This is a genomic window from Actinomyces sp. Z5, from assembly GCF_003287795.1.
GTDB lineage: Bacteria > Actinomycetota > Actinomycetes > Actinomycetales > Actinomycetaceae > Actinomyces > Actinomyces glycerinitolerans.
This window is the reverse complement of the sequence record NZ_QMIN01000109.1, coordinates 59616-76224: the sequence shown is the minus strand read 5'-3', so window position 1 is coordinate 76224 and position 16609 is coordinate 59616. Positions and strand designations below refer to the sequence as shown.

12 protein-coding genes and 1 tRNA gene are annotated in these 16609 nt (G+C 71.3%); 10 read left to right on the top strand and 3 right to left on the bottom strand.

Annotated elements, in window-relative coordinates; translation table 11 throughout:
* Nucleotides 1–46: 46 nt before the first annotated feature.
* Both DRB06_RS14515 and DRB06_RS14510 read left to right on the top strand, forming a co-directional pair.
* Complete coding sequence (locus DRB06_RS14515) at nucleotides 47–1000, top strand: hypothetical protein (protein ID WP_108966932.1); 954 nt, start codon at nucleotides 47–49, stop codon at nucleotides 998–1000.
* A complete protein-coding gene (locus DRB06_RS14510) occupies nucleotides 997–2730 on the top strand; it encodes a DNA polymerase Y family protein (protein ID WP_111820333.1) in 1734 nt (577 codons plus the stop codon). Before DRB06_RS14515 ends, DRB06_RS14510 begins: the two co-directional genes overlap by 4 nt.
* On the opposite strand, the gene DRB06_RS14505 is transcribed toward DRB06_RS14510, so the two are convergent.
* A complete protein-coding gene (locus DRB06_RS14505; RefSeq protein WP_159097658.1) occupies nucleotides 2721–3386 on the bottom strand; it encodes a phosphatase PAP2 family protein in 666 nt (221 codons plus the stop codon). The genes DRB06_RS14510 and DRB06_RS14505 overlap by 10 nt on opposite strands.
* A 184-nt stretch (nucleotides 3387–3570) precedes the next feature.
* Here DRB06_RS14505 and DRB06_RS14500 point away from each other — a divergent pair, with 184 nt between their 5' ends.
* From DRB06_RS14500 to DRB06_RS14480, 5 genes are all read left to right on the top strand, one after another.
* Entirely contained in the window at nucleotides 3571–4194 is a 624-nt protein-coding gene (locus DRB06_RS14500) for a thymidine kinase (RefSeq protein ID WP_073332556.1), read from the top strand.
* 120 nt (nucleotides 4195–4314) lie between these two features.
* Entirely contained in the window at nucleotides 4315–5025 is a 711-nt protein-coding gene (locus tag DRB06_RS14495; protein ID WP_108966939.1) for a SatD family protein, read from the top strand.
* Complete coding sequence (locus DRB06_RS14490) at nucleotides 5022–5708, top strand: hypothetical protein (protein ID WP_111820332.1); 687 nt, start codon at nucleotides 5022–5024, stop codon at nucleotides 5706–5708. The genes DRB06_RS14495 and DRB06_RS14490 overlap by 4 nt, the downstream gene beginning before the upstream one ends.
* A gap of 372 nt (nucleotides 5709–6080) precedes the next feature.
* The gene (locus tag DRB06_RS14485) at nucleotides 6081–8591 is read left to right on the top strand and encodes an HNH endonuclease signature motif containing protein (protein WP_111820331.1); all 2511 of its coding nucleotides are present in this window, start codon (nucleotides 6081–6083) and stop codon (nucleotides 8589–8591) included.
* A 232-nt stretch (nucleotides 8592–8823) separates the two neighbouring features.
* Entirely contained in the window at nucleotides 8824–12129 is a 3306-nt protein-coding gene (locus tag DRB06_RS14480) for an error-prone DNA polymerase (RefSeq protein ID WP_111820363.1), read from the top strand.
* 34 nt (nucleotides 12130–12163) lie between these two features.
* Here the strand turns inward: DRB06_RS14480 and DRB06_RS14475 are convergent, their stop codons facing one another.
* Entirely contained in the window at nucleotides 12164–13540 is a 1377-nt protein-coding gene (locus DRB06_RS14475) for an AI-2E family transporter (protein ID WP_111820330.1), read from the bottom strand.
* A gap of 1 nt (nucleotide 13541) precedes the next feature.
* A complete protein-coding gene (locus tag DRB06_RS14470; RefSeq protein WP_111820329.1) occupies nucleotides 13542–14246 on the bottom strand; it encodes an HAD hydrolase-like protein in 705 nt (234 codons plus the stop codon).
* A gap of 57 nt (nucleotides 14247–14303) precedes the next feature.
* Between DRB06_RS14470 and DRB06_RS14465 the strand changes: the two genes are divergently transcribed.
* The 3 genes from DRB06_RS14465 to DRB06_RS14455 all read left to right on the top strand — a co-directional run bounded on the left by DRB06_RS14465 (nucleotide 14304) and on the right by DRB06_RS14455 (nucleotide 16586).
* Entirely contained in the window at nucleotides 14304–15176 is an 873-nt protein-coding gene (locus DRB06_RS14465; RefSeq protein WP_073332542.1) for a D-hexose-6-phosphate mutarotase, read from the top strand.
* Between the two features lie 98 nt (nucleotides 15177–15274).
* Nucleotides 15275–15362, top strand: a tRNA-Leu gene (locus DRB06_RS14460).
* Between the two features lie 72 nt (nucleotides 15363–15434).
* Nucleotides 15435–16586, top strand: a complete 1152-nt coding sequence (locus DRB06_RS14455; protein WP_073332540.1) for a bifunctional GNAT family N-acetyltransferase/nucleoside triphosphate pyrophosphohydrolase family protein — start codon at nucleotides 15435–15437, stop codon at nucleotides 16584–16586.
* The last annotated feature ends 23 nt before the right edge of the window (nucleotides 16587–16609 follow it).

Below are 16609 nucleotides of genomic sequence, written 5' to 3'. Positions count from 1 at the left end.
CATCGAACAGGTGTTCGATAGATGTTCCTTGCTGAGAGGAGGTGCCATGAAACAGACCCGGCGTGGCGCCCGTGCACCCGGGGCGGCGGTGCGCGTGGAGCGCCTCGCCGCCGCCCGCGCCGCCCTCGCCCGTGCCGAGGATCGCGCCGGCCTGCACGGGCGGGCCGCCCGGGAGGTCGCCCAAGCGTTTGCGCAAACCGGGCGGGCGGCGGCCGTATCCGGCGCCGTCGCGCTCGCGGCCCCGGACGCCCTCCCGGAGATGGGGGCCGCAACGCCCGCGGCGCTCCTGCCGCTCGGAGCGGACGCCGTCGGCGCGGTGTCCCTGACCGGATCGGCCGGCGCCCTACTGGCCGTAGCGGCCCTCCGGCAGGGGGCGGAGGACTGGTGTGGGGTCGTCGGCTGTGAGGGGCTGGGCTGGTGCGCCGCCGCCGAGGCCGGCCTCGACCTCTCCCGCGTGCTCGCCGTCCCCGCCGCGGACCTGCCGTCCAACCTGCTCACCTCGGCCCTCGGCGCCCTAATGGACGGTGTCGCCGTCCTCCTGATCTCCGCGACGGCCGCTGCCCGCCTGCGCCCCCGCGACCGCCGCACCCTCCTGGCCCGCGCCCGGGAACGCCGCTGCCTCATCCTCACCCCTTTCCCCTGGGAGGGCTCCCGTACCCTGCATGCCTCGTCCGCCTCACCGGCGTCCGCAGCGCAGACGGGCGGTGTCCTGGTGTCGCTGCGTGGCGCGGCGGTGGTACCGGGGCAGGAACCGGCCGGGGAGCCGGAGCCGGGTGAGGCGCGAGAGCTGGCCGACGGCTACCTGCGGCGCCTTACTTGGAGCGTGCAGGACCCCCACCGCCCCGGGCGGGTCGGCCTGCTGTTCGATGCCGCCGGCGCCCGCCTCGCCCCGGCGGCCGCCGAGGCTCCTGCCGCCAATTCGCCGCGTCGGCACTCGCACCTGGCCCTCGTCACCGCGGCGCGCCGGTCACCGAAAGCGCCGGGACGGGAGGGCGCATGACCTCCTTAACTCCCGCTGCGAGCGTGTTCCCGCCCGCCCCGGAGTCTCGCGGGCTGCGGCTCGTCGCCGTCTGGACGCCGGACTGGCCCGTCGTCGCCCTCACCCTGGAGTCGCGAGAACGACCCGATGTGCCCGATCCGGCCCTGGTTCCCGTTGCCGTCGTGGGCGGCAGGGGCGTCATTGCGGCCTCGGCGCCGGCCCGTGCGGCCGGTGTCGCCCGCGGCATGCGGCTGCGTGTGGCCCGGTCGCTGTGCCCCGAGCTCGTCGTCCTGCCCCCGCAGCCCGAACGGGAGGCCCGCACCTACGAAACCGTCATGGAGGCCCTCACCGAGTTTCTCGCCGATCCGCTCGTCGCCCGCCCCGGACTGGCGCTGTCTGCCGCGCGCGGCCCGGCTCGCTGGGCGGGCGGGGAAGAGCCGCTGGCCGCCGCCCTCGTTGAGGCCGTCGCCACCGGGCCGGGGGTTGAATGCCAGATCGGCATTGCCGACTCCCTGCTCGGTGTCGTCCTCGCCGCCCGCCACGGTGTCATCGTCCCGCCCGGGAGCACGCCCGAGTTCCTCACCCCCTGGCCGCTGCCCTCCCTCCTACACGCCCTGGCCGCCGAGCGGGATCGCCGACAGGCACGAGAGCTGCTGGAGGACTTCGACCGGCTCGGCCTGCGCCGGCTCGGCGACCTCGCCGCCCTGCCCCGCTGCGACGTTGCCGCCCGCTTCGGGCCAGCGGGGGAGCGCCTGCACCGCCTCGCCTCAGGAGACTGGGAGACCCTGCCTCGGGCCGCCCGTCCCGCTGCCGACGTCGTCGCCGAGACCCCGCTGGACCCTCCCGTCGCGCGGTCCGACACCGCAGCCTGGGCCGCCCGCTCCCTCGCCGAGCAACTGTCCCAGCGTCTTGTCGCGCTGGGCCTGTCGGCCGGACGCCTCCGGGTGGAGGCAGAGTGCGAGGACGGGGCAGAGCTGGGCCGCTCCTGGCTGCTGGGCACCACGCCCGCGCCCGCCGACCTCACCGACCGCGTGCGCTGGCAATTGGAGGGCTGGCTGGCCGGTCGCTCCGGCCGACCGCCCGCCGCACCCCTGACCCGCCTGCGCCTCGTTGCCCTAGAGCTCACTCCCGCGGGCGCCGCCCAGGCCGGCCTGTGGACCCGGCCCGGGGAGCAGGTTGAACGCCGAGCCCACCGTGCGGCCGGACGCGTCGAATCCCTCCTCGGTGCCGGCGGTGTGTGCGTCCCCGTGCTGCGCCCCGGACGGGATCCGCGTTCGCGCACCGCCCTCGTCGGCTGGGGGGAGACATCCGTCGGCGGTGCGAACAACATCCGTGAAACAGGCCCCGGAAGTGCGGCCGCGGAGACGGCTCCCTGGGCCGGCGCCCTGCCCGCCCCCTCGCCCACCCTGGTGCCCCCTGCGCCGCTGCCGGCCCGCCTGCTCGACGACGGCGGGCACGACGTCGGCGTCGATGCCCAGGGGCAGCTGGTAGCCGCGCCGGCACGCGTCGACCTGGACCGCGCCCGCGGGGACGCCGCCCCAGCCGCATGGGACGGATGGGGTGAGCCGCTGGAGTACTGGCGCGGGGAGCGGCGGGTCGTGTCTTGGGCGGGACCCTGGCCGGTCGACGAGCACTGGTGGCGGCCCGGGGGCGCGTCGCGCCGTGCCTACCTGCAGGTTGTCACCGACGTCGGCCCGCCTCTGCTACTCGCTCGTGCGGGCCGCTGGTGGGTCGACGGCGTCTACTCCTGACGGGGTCCCAGCACGGTGAGGCTGACGATGCCGACCACGCACAACCACACCAGGGCGATGGCCCAGCCGGCCAATACGTCCGTCAACCAGTGGTAGGCCAGGTATACGCGCGACAGGCCCACAGCGGCGGCGGCCATGCACGCCGCTATGCCCGCCAGCGCCTTGCGGGCAGGCGACGCCGTCGAGACCAGCGCGAATCCCGCCAGCACGCCCACAAACACTCCGGTGTTGAACGAGTGTCCGGAAGGGAACGACCAGGAGGAGGCGGGGTCGCCCAGCAGCAGCGCGGTGGATGGGCGCGCGCGAGCGAAGATGAGCTTCAATATCACCGTTAGCAGCGAAGAGCCGACCATGGCCCCGGCCAGCACCAGGGCGCGGCGCCAATGCCTGCGCAACAGTAGGAACGTGCATACGGCCGCGGTGAGCAGCGTCAGCCCGAGCGTGCCGCCCAGTTGAGTGACCGGCCACGCCACCGCGGTGACCAGCCCGTGCCGTGCCCGCACCGCCCAGGCGGTAACCGCCGGATCGTAGACGGCCGGGGAGTATCCGCACTCGGTGCTCACCGCCAGCCATGCGAACACGGCGGCCGCCGCCGTCGCCATAAGAGCGAGAAGCGGACGGAGGTCCCGCTGCGGGACGGCGATGGTTTGCTGCATTAGACGCGAGCCTATAGGCCCGCCCTGGGTGCAACCTGTGACGCGCGACTGCGGCGGAGCGGGTGCGGGGGAGTGCGCGGTCGGCCGGTAGCATCTACGGCGGGTCGCCCCGGACCCGACGGGCGGGCACCGGAGGTTGCGGAGAGGGCCTTGCGCCCGCTCCGGGAGAGGAATCAGGACGCGCATGGCCAAGCTCTATTTCCGCTACGGTGCCATGAACTCGGGCAAGACCACGGGACTGTTGCAGACCGCCTACAACTACGAGGAGCGCGGGCAGCGGGTACTCCTGGTCAAGGCCGCGATCGACACCAAGGGTAATGACACCGTGGTCTCCCGCCTGGGGATGACTCGCCGCGTCGACCTGCTCGTCACCGCCGACGACGACGTGCGCGCCCTGGTACGCCGGGCCGCCCTGGGGGAGCGCGCCGCCGACCCGCAGGCCGGCCCGCGTGAGACCGTCGACTGCGTACTGGTCGACGAGGCGCAGTTCCTCACCCCGCTGCAGGTCGACCAGCTCATGGAGATCGTGCTCATCGACGACATTCCCGTGCTCGCCTACGGGATCCGCACCGACTTCCGCACCGTGAGCTTCCCCGGATCGCGGCGCCTGCTGGAGATCGCCCACTCGTTGGAGGAGCTCAAGACGATCTGCCGCTGTGGGCGTAAGGCCATCTTCAATGCCCGCAAGGTGGGGGAGGAGTTCGTTTTCGACGGCGATCAGGTCGCCATCGATGGCGTCGACGTCACCTACGAGTCCCTGTGCGGCAAGTGCTATCTGGAATTCGGGGGCGTGCTGCCGGGGGAGTGAGGGCCGGGGGAGGGCGCCGGGCCGCGACGCGCGAGCCGGCGCACACCGGGATATGCGGGCCAGAGTGCACTTCCGAGGAGGTCCTTGTATTGGGGGAAATACAAGCGATACCGTGGAGACGTGGATGTCTACTACGCCATCATCGCCGACATCGTCGGCTCCCGGCGTCTGACCGACCGGCGCGCCGCGCAGGCCACCTTCGCCGATGCGCTCACGCGGGCGGCCGCGGGGCTGTCGCTGCCGCAATCGCCCATCGCCACCGTAGGTGATGAGTTTCAGGCCATCGCCGCCTCGCTGCCCGCTGCCCTGACGCTCACTGTGCGCGTCCAACTGCTTCTTCCCGAGGGGTTGGCCCTGCGCTTCGGCATTGGTGCCGGACGGGTGGGGACGGTCTCCGCCGACGCCGACGGCGCTGGCGCCACCATTCAGGACGGCAGTGCCTGGTGGGCGGCACGCGAGGCCATCGAGCAGGCGCACGCCGTCCAAGACGCGGGCCGAGAGTTCTGCCGCAGCTGGCTGCGTGTGGCGCAGGACGCCGTCGTCCCGGGCGATGCACAGGAGGTTGAGGCGATCGTCAATGCGCTGCTCCTGCTGCGCGACCAGGCCGTCACCCGCCTGCGACCGCGACAGCGGCGCATGACCGCGGCGCTCCTGGCCGGCGCCACCCAGGTCGAGGTGGCTCGGGCGGAGAAGGTCAGCCAGCAGGCCGTCTCCGACTTCTTCCGCGGGCCGGGGGCCGCCCTCATCGAGGGCCAAACCCTGCTCGACACCCTGCTCGACACTGTCGCCGTGGCGCGCACGGGACGCGAACCGCAGGCGGTGCAGCAATGACCGCGCTCGTACTGCTACTCGCCGGGCTCGCCAGCACCTTGCCTGTGCTGGCGCGGCGACTCTTCGGCGAGGGACGTCCAAGGCGGCGAGCCGTAGCAATCGCCGCCGGGACCGGGGCGCTCGTCGTCGTCGGGATTCTTCTCGCCCGGGGACCACTGGGACTTGCGGCCGCCGGTGTCGTGGTCGCCATCGTCGTCCCGGTGGTGTGGAGCGTTTGGGAAATGCTCGCGCCCAGTGAGTGGGGCGGGGCGGTGTCGCTCATTGCGCTCGCCGTCGGCTGTGGGGCCTGTGCCGTGCTAGCCGCCCCCGTCGGCACGTCGGCGGCGCGGGCGTGCGCCGTGGCGGGCGTGGTCATTCTCCTGGGGGCGCCGGCGAATGGGCTGGTGTCGGCCGTCCTCAATCTCGCTCGGGGCTCTAACTCGTCCGCGGGCACGCTGTCGCCGCTGGTTGTGGCGATGCGTGGTGGCCGCTGGATCGGACCGCTTGAGCGCATCCTCATCCTCTTGCTCGCGGCAGCCGGAGCGCAGGCAGCGGTTGCGGCGGTCATCGCCGCCAAGGGTGTGATCCGCTTTCCTGAGATCAACAAGGATCAGGACGGCCGCAAGGCGGAGGAGTTCCTCATCGGCTCAATGACCTCCTGGATTCTGGCGGTGCTTGCCATCGCTGCGGTGTCGGTGGCTTGAGTTGGAGGGTGTGTCGTGTGGTGCCGGGGCGGGCTCACGGGGAACGATCGCGTGAAGTCATCCGATAGGGGTGTGCCACGTGGTGCCGGGGCGGGCTGAACCGATGCGGGGCCGGTTGAAGCGGCTTGCTGGGTGCTGAGAGATGCGCGAGAAATGTGATGCACGTCTCACTGACGTGGGTGCGTTTAGGGCTGTGAGGGGCGAATTCGTGTCGGACCCTCGCGCTACTGTGTACATATGTTCGAAGGTAGGGGTGTTGAGAGCCAGCCCGCCCGGCGTGCCCGGGCGGGTCGGGTGACGTCGCCTGCTGCCGCGAAGCTGACGACCGGGCCCCTGGCAAGTCCTCAACCTCGCCATGCGGCAGGATCCCGGATGGATGGTGAGGTTGAGGACCTGGTCGGTCGTCTGTCGGGGGTGCCGGCGGGCGCTGACCTGGCAGATCTGATTGAGGGCCTGTTGTCGGTGCTGCTGGTGCCCGCCCACCCGGACGTCGCCACTGATGACACCGATGACACCGATGGCGCGGCGGACGCCAATGAGGTTTTGAGTATCCCTGATACCGACGCTGTGTTGGCAGCGGTTACCAGCCCGGCCGAGCGGATGCTGGCCGAGGCGGCCGGGCGGCTGGGTATGGACTGGGGACAGGGTGCAGGGGCTGATGCGCTGGCCTGCTTGGGTGGCCAGGTACTCAGCGAACTGGTGGGGGCCTGCCACCGGCTGGGTGCCTGGGCGGCCTGGGCGGAGGGCGTGGCGGCCGCCTGCCTGACCCGGACAGCAGAGATGAACCGCGGCACCCCGCCCTGGGGGCCGGGCGGCCGGCTTGAGCAGTTCATTACCGAGGATGAGCGGAGGTTCACCGCCAGCGGGGAAATCGCCGCCCGACTCGGCACTACTCGCAGCAGTGTGGACCTACTCCTGGACCGTGGCCAGGCATTGCTGCAACCCGAGTTCGCAGCCACGGAGGCCTTGCACCGGGCCGGTCTACTGGACACCTCCAAGACTGCCTTGATCGTCCGCCGGCTGCAGGACGTCAACCCCGACACGGCGGCAGCGGTGCAGGAACGGGTGCTGGCCCGTGCTCCACGCCGCACCTGCTCGCAGCTGGGGCGGGATATTGATCGGGCCCTGGCCGCCCTCGACCCCAACGGTGCTAGCAGTCGCCGTAGGCGAGATGTGGCGGGGCGGCGGGTGACCCGGCCCCGTCCGGCCGGTGAGGGGACCCACGAAATGCGTCTGCTACTGCCAAGCCTGGACGCGCTACTACTGGACGCCACCCTGGACGCGATCGCCGCCAGCGCACGAGCCGCCGGCGACAGCCGGTCCCTGTCTCAGTTGCGGGCCGATGCCATCACCGGCATGACCCTGCGCACCTTGCAGGGCAGCCAGAACCTGGCCTGTCGAACCGCAAACGCCAATGACGTCAGTGCCTTCACCACCGCCGTCAGTGGGACTGGCCCTGCCCTCGCGACGGTCGGGCCGGGGGCTGCTGGTTTGCTGCCGGATGGGGTGCCGTTGCCAGGCCTGCTGGGGGCGCTAAGCAGCCTGGTGGAGCCATCTCGTCCCTGGTGGACGCCATCCGGCATCACCCCCGTGTTCCCGCCACCCGGAATCAGCGTCAACGTTGACGTCACCGTGCCGTTGAACCAGCTCCTACCCGAAGACGGCAGCGAAGGCCTGCCCGCCTGTGACGGGAGAGGTCTGCCCACCTCGTCCGGGGGAAGAACGGTGCCTACAGGCAGCAGGGCAACTACGCCCGAAACCGCCAGTGGCAGTGGGAGCAGTCTGCCTGAAACCGGCGGCGGGAGTCTGCCTGAAACCGGCGGCGGGAGTCTGGCCGTAGCCAGCGTCCGAGGGAGCAGTCTGCCCACCGACGTCGAGGTCACACGGGCGGCTGGGATCGGATCCGGCGGGGCTGCTACCGTCCCCCGGGCCGTCGAGGCAGCCGAGAAGGCTGGGGCGGCGGAGGTTGTGGTCGGCACCGGTCGCGTGGCGGTTCCTGCCGCCACAGCCAGGGCATTGGCAGCTGGCGGCACCTGGCGCAGGCTGGTCACCGATCCACTATCCGGGGTGGTGCTGGACGTGGGCCGCAGTCACTATCGGCCCCCAGCCGGCCTACGCGACCTGGTGCAAGCCCGTGACCAGGAATGCGTCTTCCCCGGCTGTGGCACCCCCGCAGCCCGCTGCGACACCGACCACATCACCCCCTGGGCTTCCGGTGGGGCCACCAGCCTGAATAACCTCACCACCCTGTGCCAAGCCCACCACCGCCTCAAGCACACTCCCGGATGGACCCTCACCCGTCAGAACACGGCCGACGGCGATGGCGTGCTGATCTGGACCACCCCCACCGGGGCCCGCTACCGGCGCACCCCCGACGGCACCATCACCCTCCTGCCCCGCCGCGTCGGGCCGCGTCAACTGGCCATGCCCGCCCAGCAGGCACCCCAACACCTAGCCGACGCGGTCGACAGCGCAGTGGTGAGTCGGCTTGAGCACGGCTTGAGTCTGGCTGCGCAAGCACAGGAACAAGCACGAGTGCAGGAAGGAGGCCCCGCCGTCGGCTCCGGTGACACAGTGCAGGAAGTCGACTCAGCCGCCGGTTCCGGTGGCACAGTGCAGGAAGTCGACTCAGCCGCCGGTTCCGGTGGCACAGCTCAGGAAGCCGCCCCCGCTGTCGGCTCCGGTGCCGCTATTGCCGAGGCACCTGGCGGCGCCTCCACGCGTCCCAGCAGGCGTCCCGGTCGGCCCCCGCAACCCCCGCAAGTAGTCAGCCGTGGGCCCCGGCCCGGGCACCCCATCGGCGCATTCGAGACCGCCCCCTTTCCCCAAGCCCTCCACGACCTGGGGTTAGCTCCATTACTTGACCAAATCCCGCCCTTCTAAAACACACCCCGGAAAGGCGGCGTGAGGTTCTAGTCGTTGGTGGCGCAGGCCCCGAGCCGTTGGGGGCGTGAGGTTCTAGCCACTGGCAGCACCAGGCCCAGCAGCTCTTCCGAGGACATTCATGAGGGCCGCTTCCATGACTTCCATAACCATGAGGACCACTTCCATGAGTCTCGATACCGACATCGGCGGCCGCGGTTCCGGTGCGCTCCCGCAAATGCCCGCCGGCACCATGGCCCTCACCGGTACGGCGGGGCCGGCAGGCACTACCGGAACCCACCGCTATGCCGAACTACATGCTCACTCCGCCTACTCCTTCCTCGACGGCGCCAACGAGCCCGAGGACCTCGTCGCCGCCGCCGTCGAGCTCGGTCTGGAAGCCCTAGCTCTGACCGATCACGACGGCATGCCCGGCATCGTCCGCCACGCCCAGGCCGGCCGTGCCCACGGAATCCCCACCGTTCACGGCACCGAACTCACCCTCGAAGACGGCGCCCACCTGCCGATCCTCGCCCGTGGCCCACTCGGCTATCACCGCCTGTGCGCCGCCATCTCCCGCCACAATCTCGCCGCCGGGCACCGTACCGATCCAGCTCACCGTTTGCCGATCCTGGCCGACGAGCTGCATTCCACCTGCCTGGTCCTCACCGGCACTGTCAACGGGCCACTGCGTCGTGCCCTCGGCGACCCGCATCGCCCCGATGCCTGGGACCCCGCCGCCGCCGACACCGCCCTCGGGCACCTGGTTGACCTCTTCGGCCACGACGGCGTCGCCGTCGAGATCTGTCTTGACGGCAGCCCCACCGACGCAGCCCTGACCGCCGTCCTGACCAAGCTGGCCTCCGAGCACCACCTCCCACTCGTCGCCACCGGCGCGGTGCGCTGCGCCCGCGCGGCCGACTCCCATCTCGCAGACGTGCTCACCGCCACCCGGCTACGCACCGACCTCGAAAACGCCCGCGGATACCTGCCCGCCATCGGCCGCTGGCTACGCGGCCCACAGGACATGGCCCGGCTGCACCGTCGGGCGCCCCACGCCGTCGACGCCGCCGCCGAGATCGCCCGGGACCTCGCCTTCGACCTCGCCCTCGTAGCCCCCGGCCTGCCCGACCCGGAGGTGCCCGCGGGGCACACCCCCGCCACCTGGCTGCGGGAGCTCACCCGCCGCGGTGCCCTGGCGCGGTACGGCACGGAGGCGGAGGACCCCGAGGCCTGGAGGATCCTCGCCCACGAGCTAGACGTCATCGAATCCCTCGGCTTCCCCGGCTACTTCCTCATCGTCCGCTCCATCGTCGACTTCTGTGCCAGCGCCGGCATCCTGTGTCAGGGGCGGGGAAGCGCCGCCAACTCGGCTGTCTGCTACGCCCTGGGCATCACGGCGGTGGACGCCGTCCGCCACCGCATGCTCTTCGAACGCTTCCTCTCCCCGGGGCGGGCCGGCTACCCGGACATCGACCTCGACATCGAGGCCTGCCGCCGCGAGGAGGTCATCCAGCACGTCTACGCCCACTACGGGCGCGACTACGCCGCCCAGGTCGCCAACGTCATCTCCTACCGGCCCCGTTCCGCGATCTGCGACGCCGCTCGGGCACTTGGCCACCCCGCCGGACTGCAGGACGCCTGGGCCTCCCGGATGTCCTACCACTGGAGAAAGGTTCGCATCGAGGACGGCCCCGCAGCGGATGCTCCTCCCGAGCAGGTCCTCGACGTCGCCGAGCACCTGCTGCGCCTGCCCCGGCACCTGGGCATCCACTCCGGCGGCATGGTGCTCGCCGACCGCCCGGTCACCGAGGTCTGCCCCGTGCGCTGGTCCGCCATGGAGGGGCGCACCGTCCTGCAATGGGACAAGGATGACTGCGCCGCCGCGGGCCTGGTCAAATTCGACCTGTTGGGACTGGGGGAACTGACCGCGCTGCGACTGGCCTTCACCAGTCTTGCCGAGCGCGGCGAGACGGTGCCCGACCTCGCCACCGGGGGAGTCCTGCGCCCCGCCCAGAGGGGCCGCCCCTGGGGGCTGCACACGCTCCCGGAGGAGGACCCGGCCGTCTACCGGCTGCTCAGCGCCGCGGACACGGTCGGCGTCTTCCAGGTCGAGTCCCGCGCCCAGATGGCCACCCTGCCCCGCCTGCGCCCGCGCAAGTTCTACGACATCGTCGTCGAGGTCGCCCTCATCCGGCCCGGCCCCATCCAGGGCGACGCCGTCAACCCCTATATCCGTCGCCGCCTGGGCCGAGAGGAGGTCACCTACCTGCACGAGTCCCTCAAGCCCGCCCTGGCCAAGACCCTGGGCATTCCGCTGTTCCAGGAGCAGCTCATGCAGATCGCCGTCGACGCCGCCGGCTTCAGCCCGGCCGAGGCCGACGCGCTGCGGCAGGCGATGGGTGCCAAACGCTCCGTCGAACGCATGGAGGCCCTGCATGAGCGGCTAGTCAGCGGCATGCAGGAACGAGGCATCGACCACCAGACCGCGGAGACCATCTTTGACAAGCTCCGCGCCTTCGCCGACTTCGGCTTCCCCGAATCGCACGCCTTCTCCTTCGCCTACCTGGTCTACGCCTCCGCCTGGCTGAAGGTCCGCAAGCCCGAGGACTTCTACGCCGGTATCCTCGCCGCCCAACCCATGGGGTTCTGGTCCCCACAGACTCTGGTCGCCGATGCCCGCCGCCACGGCGTGCGGGTACTGCCCGCCGACGTCAACGCCTCACGCGAGCAGGCCTGCGTCGAACCCCAGGACGACGCTGCCGCCCCGCCCGCCGACCCCAATGCCCTCAGCCCCCTCGATGTTCACCCCGACCTGGCCGTCCGCCTGGGCCTGGCCCCCATCAAGGGGCTGGGGAACGACGTCGCCGCCGCCATCGTCACCGAGCGCACCGCCCACGGCACCTACACCGGCGTCGCCGACCTCGCCCGCCGCGTGCGGCTGAGCCGCTCCCGTCTTGAAGCACTGGCCGCTTCCGGAGCCCTGGCCTCCCTTGGTGTCGCCCGCCGCGAGGCCCTGTGGGCGGCCGGCGCCCTGTCCCAGGAGTACGGGCAGCGTCATGCCGTCGGCCGCGAGCGGACCGCCTGGTACCAGCCGCCCCTGCCCGGTACCGCCGTCGGCGCTCGCGCTCCACGCCTGGCCGACATGACCGCCCGGGAGCGGCAGGACGTCGACCTGCGCCTGACCGGGGTCTCCACGGAGGCCTCACCCATCGTCTTTCAGCGCGACCGGCTCACCGCCGCCGGCGTGCTCACCGTCGCGGAGGTCCTGCACCACGAGTCGGGGCGCCGAGTACGGGTGGCCGGGCTCGTCACCCACCGGCAGCACCCCAACACCTCAGCCGGCACGATCTTCTTGAACCTCGAGGATGAGACCGGCCTGCTCAATGTCATCTGTCCCGCCGGCATGTGGCGCCGCTATCGCGACGTCGGCCGGCGGGCCGCAGCCCTCGTTGCACGGGGCATGGTCGAGTCCGGTGACGGCGTGACCGCCCTGGTAGCCGAGCACCTGGAGGTGCTGCCGGGAGTCACCTCACCGGGCAGCCGCGACTGGTGCTGAGGCGGTCGCGCCAGCTGGGTGATCAGCGCGTCGCTCAGTCCTTGTCACCGGTGTAGGCGGGCAGCTCGCCGACGACCGGCGCGTCCTTGGTGTGCAGCTCGGAGTACATCGACCAGGCCACGCTCACCAGCGGCACCGCCACGATCGCGCCGAGCAGGCCCGCCGCATAGGTGCCCACGGCCACGGCAATGATGACCACCACCGGGTGCAGCGACACCTGCCGCCCCATGATCAGCGGCTGCAGGATGTGCCCCTCGATCTGGCCGATACCGGCCACCCCCAGGCCAACGACGACCATGGTGATGAAGCCCTTGGAGGCCAGCGCCACCACCATGGCGATGATCATCGCCGTCGGCGCACCGATGATCGGGATGAAGGCGCCGATGAACACCAGCACCGCCAGCGGCGCGGCCAGCGGCACACTGATGACCTGGAGGAAGATTCCCGCCATGATCCCGTCGGTCAGTGCCACGAGCACGGTGCCGCGGGCGTAACCCGCGAAGGTGTACCAGCCGGCTCCCGCGGCGTGGTGGACATCCTCGCGCATGCGGGCCGGCAACTCGTTGAGGAACCACCGCCACATGCGCCCGCCGGAAGCCAGGAAGAAGATCGTGGAGAAGATTGCCAACGCCAGCACCGCGAAGATGTTCACCACCGTGCCCGCGTTGGACAGCACCTCGGTAGCCAGGGTGGGGGCATTGTTCGCCAGATAGTTCTGCCCCTGTCGCAGCAGGTCTTGCAGCCGCCCCATCAGCTCCTGCTGGGTCAGGTCCAGCGGCAGGGGGCCGTTGACGATGAAGTCCACGATCGTGTCGACGCCGTCCGAGAACTGCGATGCCAGCGTGTTCCACTGGTTGGTAACCGAGGTCACCACGTAGGTGACCATGCCCACCACCAGGGCCAGGGCTGTGAGCAGCGCCAGGAAGGTGGCCGGGTAGCGGGGCATGACCCGGGCGAACAGGTTCACCAGCGGCTGCAGGATCGAGGTGAGCACCAGCGCCATGAACACGCCCACGAACACGGGGACCACCCGGGAGGTGGCGAAGAACACCAGGCCGATGATGATGATCATCCCCAGCAGCAGCCAGGCCCCGAGCCCGCCGCGCACCAGCCAGGAGGGCAGCGAGTTGAGCGGCGAGGGGCGAGGCGCACCGGCTGCCGCCTCGCCGTCTGTGTCCGCGGCGTCGGCGGTGGAGGCGCCCTCATAGCGCAACTGCTGCTCGCGCGCGTCCAGCCGGGCGCGTTCGGCCCGGTCGATGGTGCGGCCCAGCACATCGCGTCCCTCGCGCAGCCGGGAGGTGAAGTGGTGCAGCGCCGAGTCCGATTCCGGCCGCTGCGGCTCCGTTTGGCTCGTCGGCTCCGGCGGGGGCGCGGGTTCGGCCTGCTCCGGCTTGTCTATAGCGTCCGCCATCTCAAACCTCCACTCCGAGCAGTGCGCCCACTTCGGCCGGGGCGGCGGCGAGGGCTTTGGCGCCGCGCAGGATTTCCGGGTTGCCGTATCCCCACAGGGCCCCGATGCAGTCGATGCCCTCCGTCCGGGCGCCGGCGACGTCGTGATCGAGGTCGCCGATGTGCACCGGTCGGCTGACGTCGACTCCCGCCTCGGCCAGACGCTCAATGGCGGCGTGGATGACCTGAGCCTTCCGGCCGCCCAGGTCCCCGGCGGCCGCCCCGCTGACCGCGCTGAAGCAGTCAAGCAGGCCGGCGTGCTCCAGGATCTCGCGCGCGTAGCCCTCATGCTTTGAGGTCGCCACCGCCAGCGGCACCCCGGCGGCATGCAGGGCACGCACCAACTCGGCCACGCCGTCGTACAGGGGGGAGTCGAGCATCGTATCGCGGTAGTGGCGCCGGTAGGTGGCGACCGCCTCGGCGTTGGCCGTGCCGGTCAGTCCGGCGTTAAGTCGGAAGCCGTCCACCAGCGGCGGGCCGACGAAGCGCATCAGCTCCGCCGGCGTCTGCTTCGGCAGGCCCAACTCGTCGAAGGCCAACTCCAGTGCCGCCAGGATGGCCGGCGCAGAGTCGATCAGGGTGCCGTCCAGATCGAACAGGACGGCGGTCGGGGCGTAGGGCAGGGGGAGTTGACGGTCCTCGCGACCGGCTCCGGCGGTGACATGCATGTTTTTCTCGGCTCGCTCTCGCTCGCGGACGCGGCTCAGACTACTAGCGTGGCACCCATGAGCACGCACGCCACACGCCCCCGCCTGCCGCGGACCACCGCCCTGACCCCGGGCCGGGGAGGTCAGCCACGACTGCTGATCGACGCACCCGCCGGCAGTGCTGAGATCTACCTGCACGGAGCGCACCTGACCGCCTGGACGCCGCGCGGCGGCAGGCCGGTCATCTTCACCTCGCGCCGGGCGATCTTCGACGGCGCGGCCCCGATCCGGGGCGGCGTCCCCCTGTGTCTGCCCTGGTTCGGGGCGGGTGTGAGTGGCGATCGGCGCCCCTCCCACGGGTGGGGGCGGATCTCGCCCTGGCAGTTGTCCAGCGTGCAGTCACGGCCGGGCGGCGGTGTGCAGGCCCTGTTCGCACTCGAGCGTGACGGCATCGCCGCCCTGTACTCCGTAGACGTGGGGGAGGAGCTGGGCCTATCACTGTCCCTGCGGCGCACCGGCGGTCCCGGGGCGGACGAACCGGTGGAGGCCGCTCTGCACACCTACCTGGCGGTGGGGGACGTGACCGCTGTGGAAGTGGCGGGCCTGGAGGGAGCGACCTATCTGGACAAGGTGACCGGCCAGGCCGGCCAGGTGCAACACGGCCCGCTGCGTATCACCGGGCAGACGGACCGCGTCTACGCCTCCGGCGCCCCAGTCACACTCTCCGACCCGGCCTTGGGGCGCCGAGTGAGCGTGATCGGTGTGGGGGCAGCCAACACCGTGGTGTGGAACCCGTGGAGCGCCGGCGCCGCCGCGCTGACGGACCTGGATGACGACGAGTTCGCCTCCATGCTGTGTGTGGAGAGTGCCGTGGTGGGCGATAATGCCGTGCGCCTGGCGCCGGGGGAATCGCTGTCGCTGGGTACCCGTATCACCGTCGCGTCCCTGTGATGCACGGCACCCGGGACGGATTTGCCCGCCTTGGCCCGGAGCGTGTTAACTTTCCTCAGTCAGCAATGCGGGCCTGTGCCCTGCGGCGGTGACCACAAGTCCGAGTGGCGGAATAGGTAGACGCGCTAGCTTGAGGTGCTAGTGCCTGACTAAAAGGGCGTGGGGGTTCAAGTCCCCCCTCGGACACCCGCTCGAAGGGCCGCGGCCGGTAGGTCGTGGCCATTAGTCGTATCCACTGAACGTCGGTAGGCTCGCCGCATGCAGCCCTTCGAGATCCGCGTGCCCGCCGAGACCCGCGACGGCGCCAACCTGCCCGCGCTCCTGTTGTCTGTTCCCACCAGCGCCGACGTCGACCGGGTGGCGGAGATCTGCCAGGATCCCGACATTCAGGAGTGGACCACCGTCCCGCGCGGTTACACCCGCGCGCAGGCGCAGGACTTCATCGACCGCATCGTGCGGGCCGGCTGGGAGGCCGGCAACGACCTGACCTGGGCGGTGCGCGAGGTCGCCGCCGACGGCTCCGCCCTGTTGGTGGGCATGATGAGCATTTCCGGACAGGCCGACGGCGCCTGGGAGATTGGTTACTGGCTCGCTCCCGAGGCCCGCGGTCGCGGCACCGTCTCTCGGGCGGCACGCGCGCTCATCGACACGGCCTTTCACTCGGACGGCCCACTGCACGCCGTCGCCCTGCGCTGGCGCTGCGACATTCACGACGGCGTGCCGAACTGGGCGTCCTGGCGGGTCGCCTGGGGGTTGGGTTTCCGCCGCGAGGGGCGAGTGCGCTCCTTCCTCGCCAACGACGGCGTGCTGCACGACGGGTGGGTGGGCACGCTCCTGCCCGCCGACCCGCGCCGCCCCGCCGCCCCCTGGGACGGTCCCGTCACGGTCGGCGGGCAGGTGGCCGGCTCGTCGCACACGCACGGCGCCGCCACGCCACTGGTGGCCGCCGACCCGGTCGGTGAGCGCGAGGGCGACGACCCCGAGGCGCTGGTGCGCCGCTTCCACTCCACCTACGGGCTGCCCATCCGGACGGATGGGCCGAGTCTGGACCGCGAGAGCCTGCACATGCGCATGAGCCTGATCGCCGAGGAGTTCGGTGAGCTGATCGGCGCCGTCTATGGGCAGGCGGCCCGCGGCGAGGTCGAGGCCGCTTACCGGCGCGCCGTCGCAGCCGACGACGGCACCCGCGACACGGTGGAGGCCGCCGACGCCCTGGCCGATTTGGTCTACGTCATCTACGGCATGGCGCTGGAGACCGGCATCGACCTGGCCGCGGTGCTGGCCGAGGTGCAGCGCTCCAACATGTCCAAGCTCGGGGCGGATGGTCGGCCCATCTACCGGGAGGACGGCAAGGTCCTCAAGGGGCCCGGCTTCTTCCCGCCGGACGTTCCCGGCGTGCTCGGCCTCTAAGAGCCCCGGGACGCAGCCGCCGT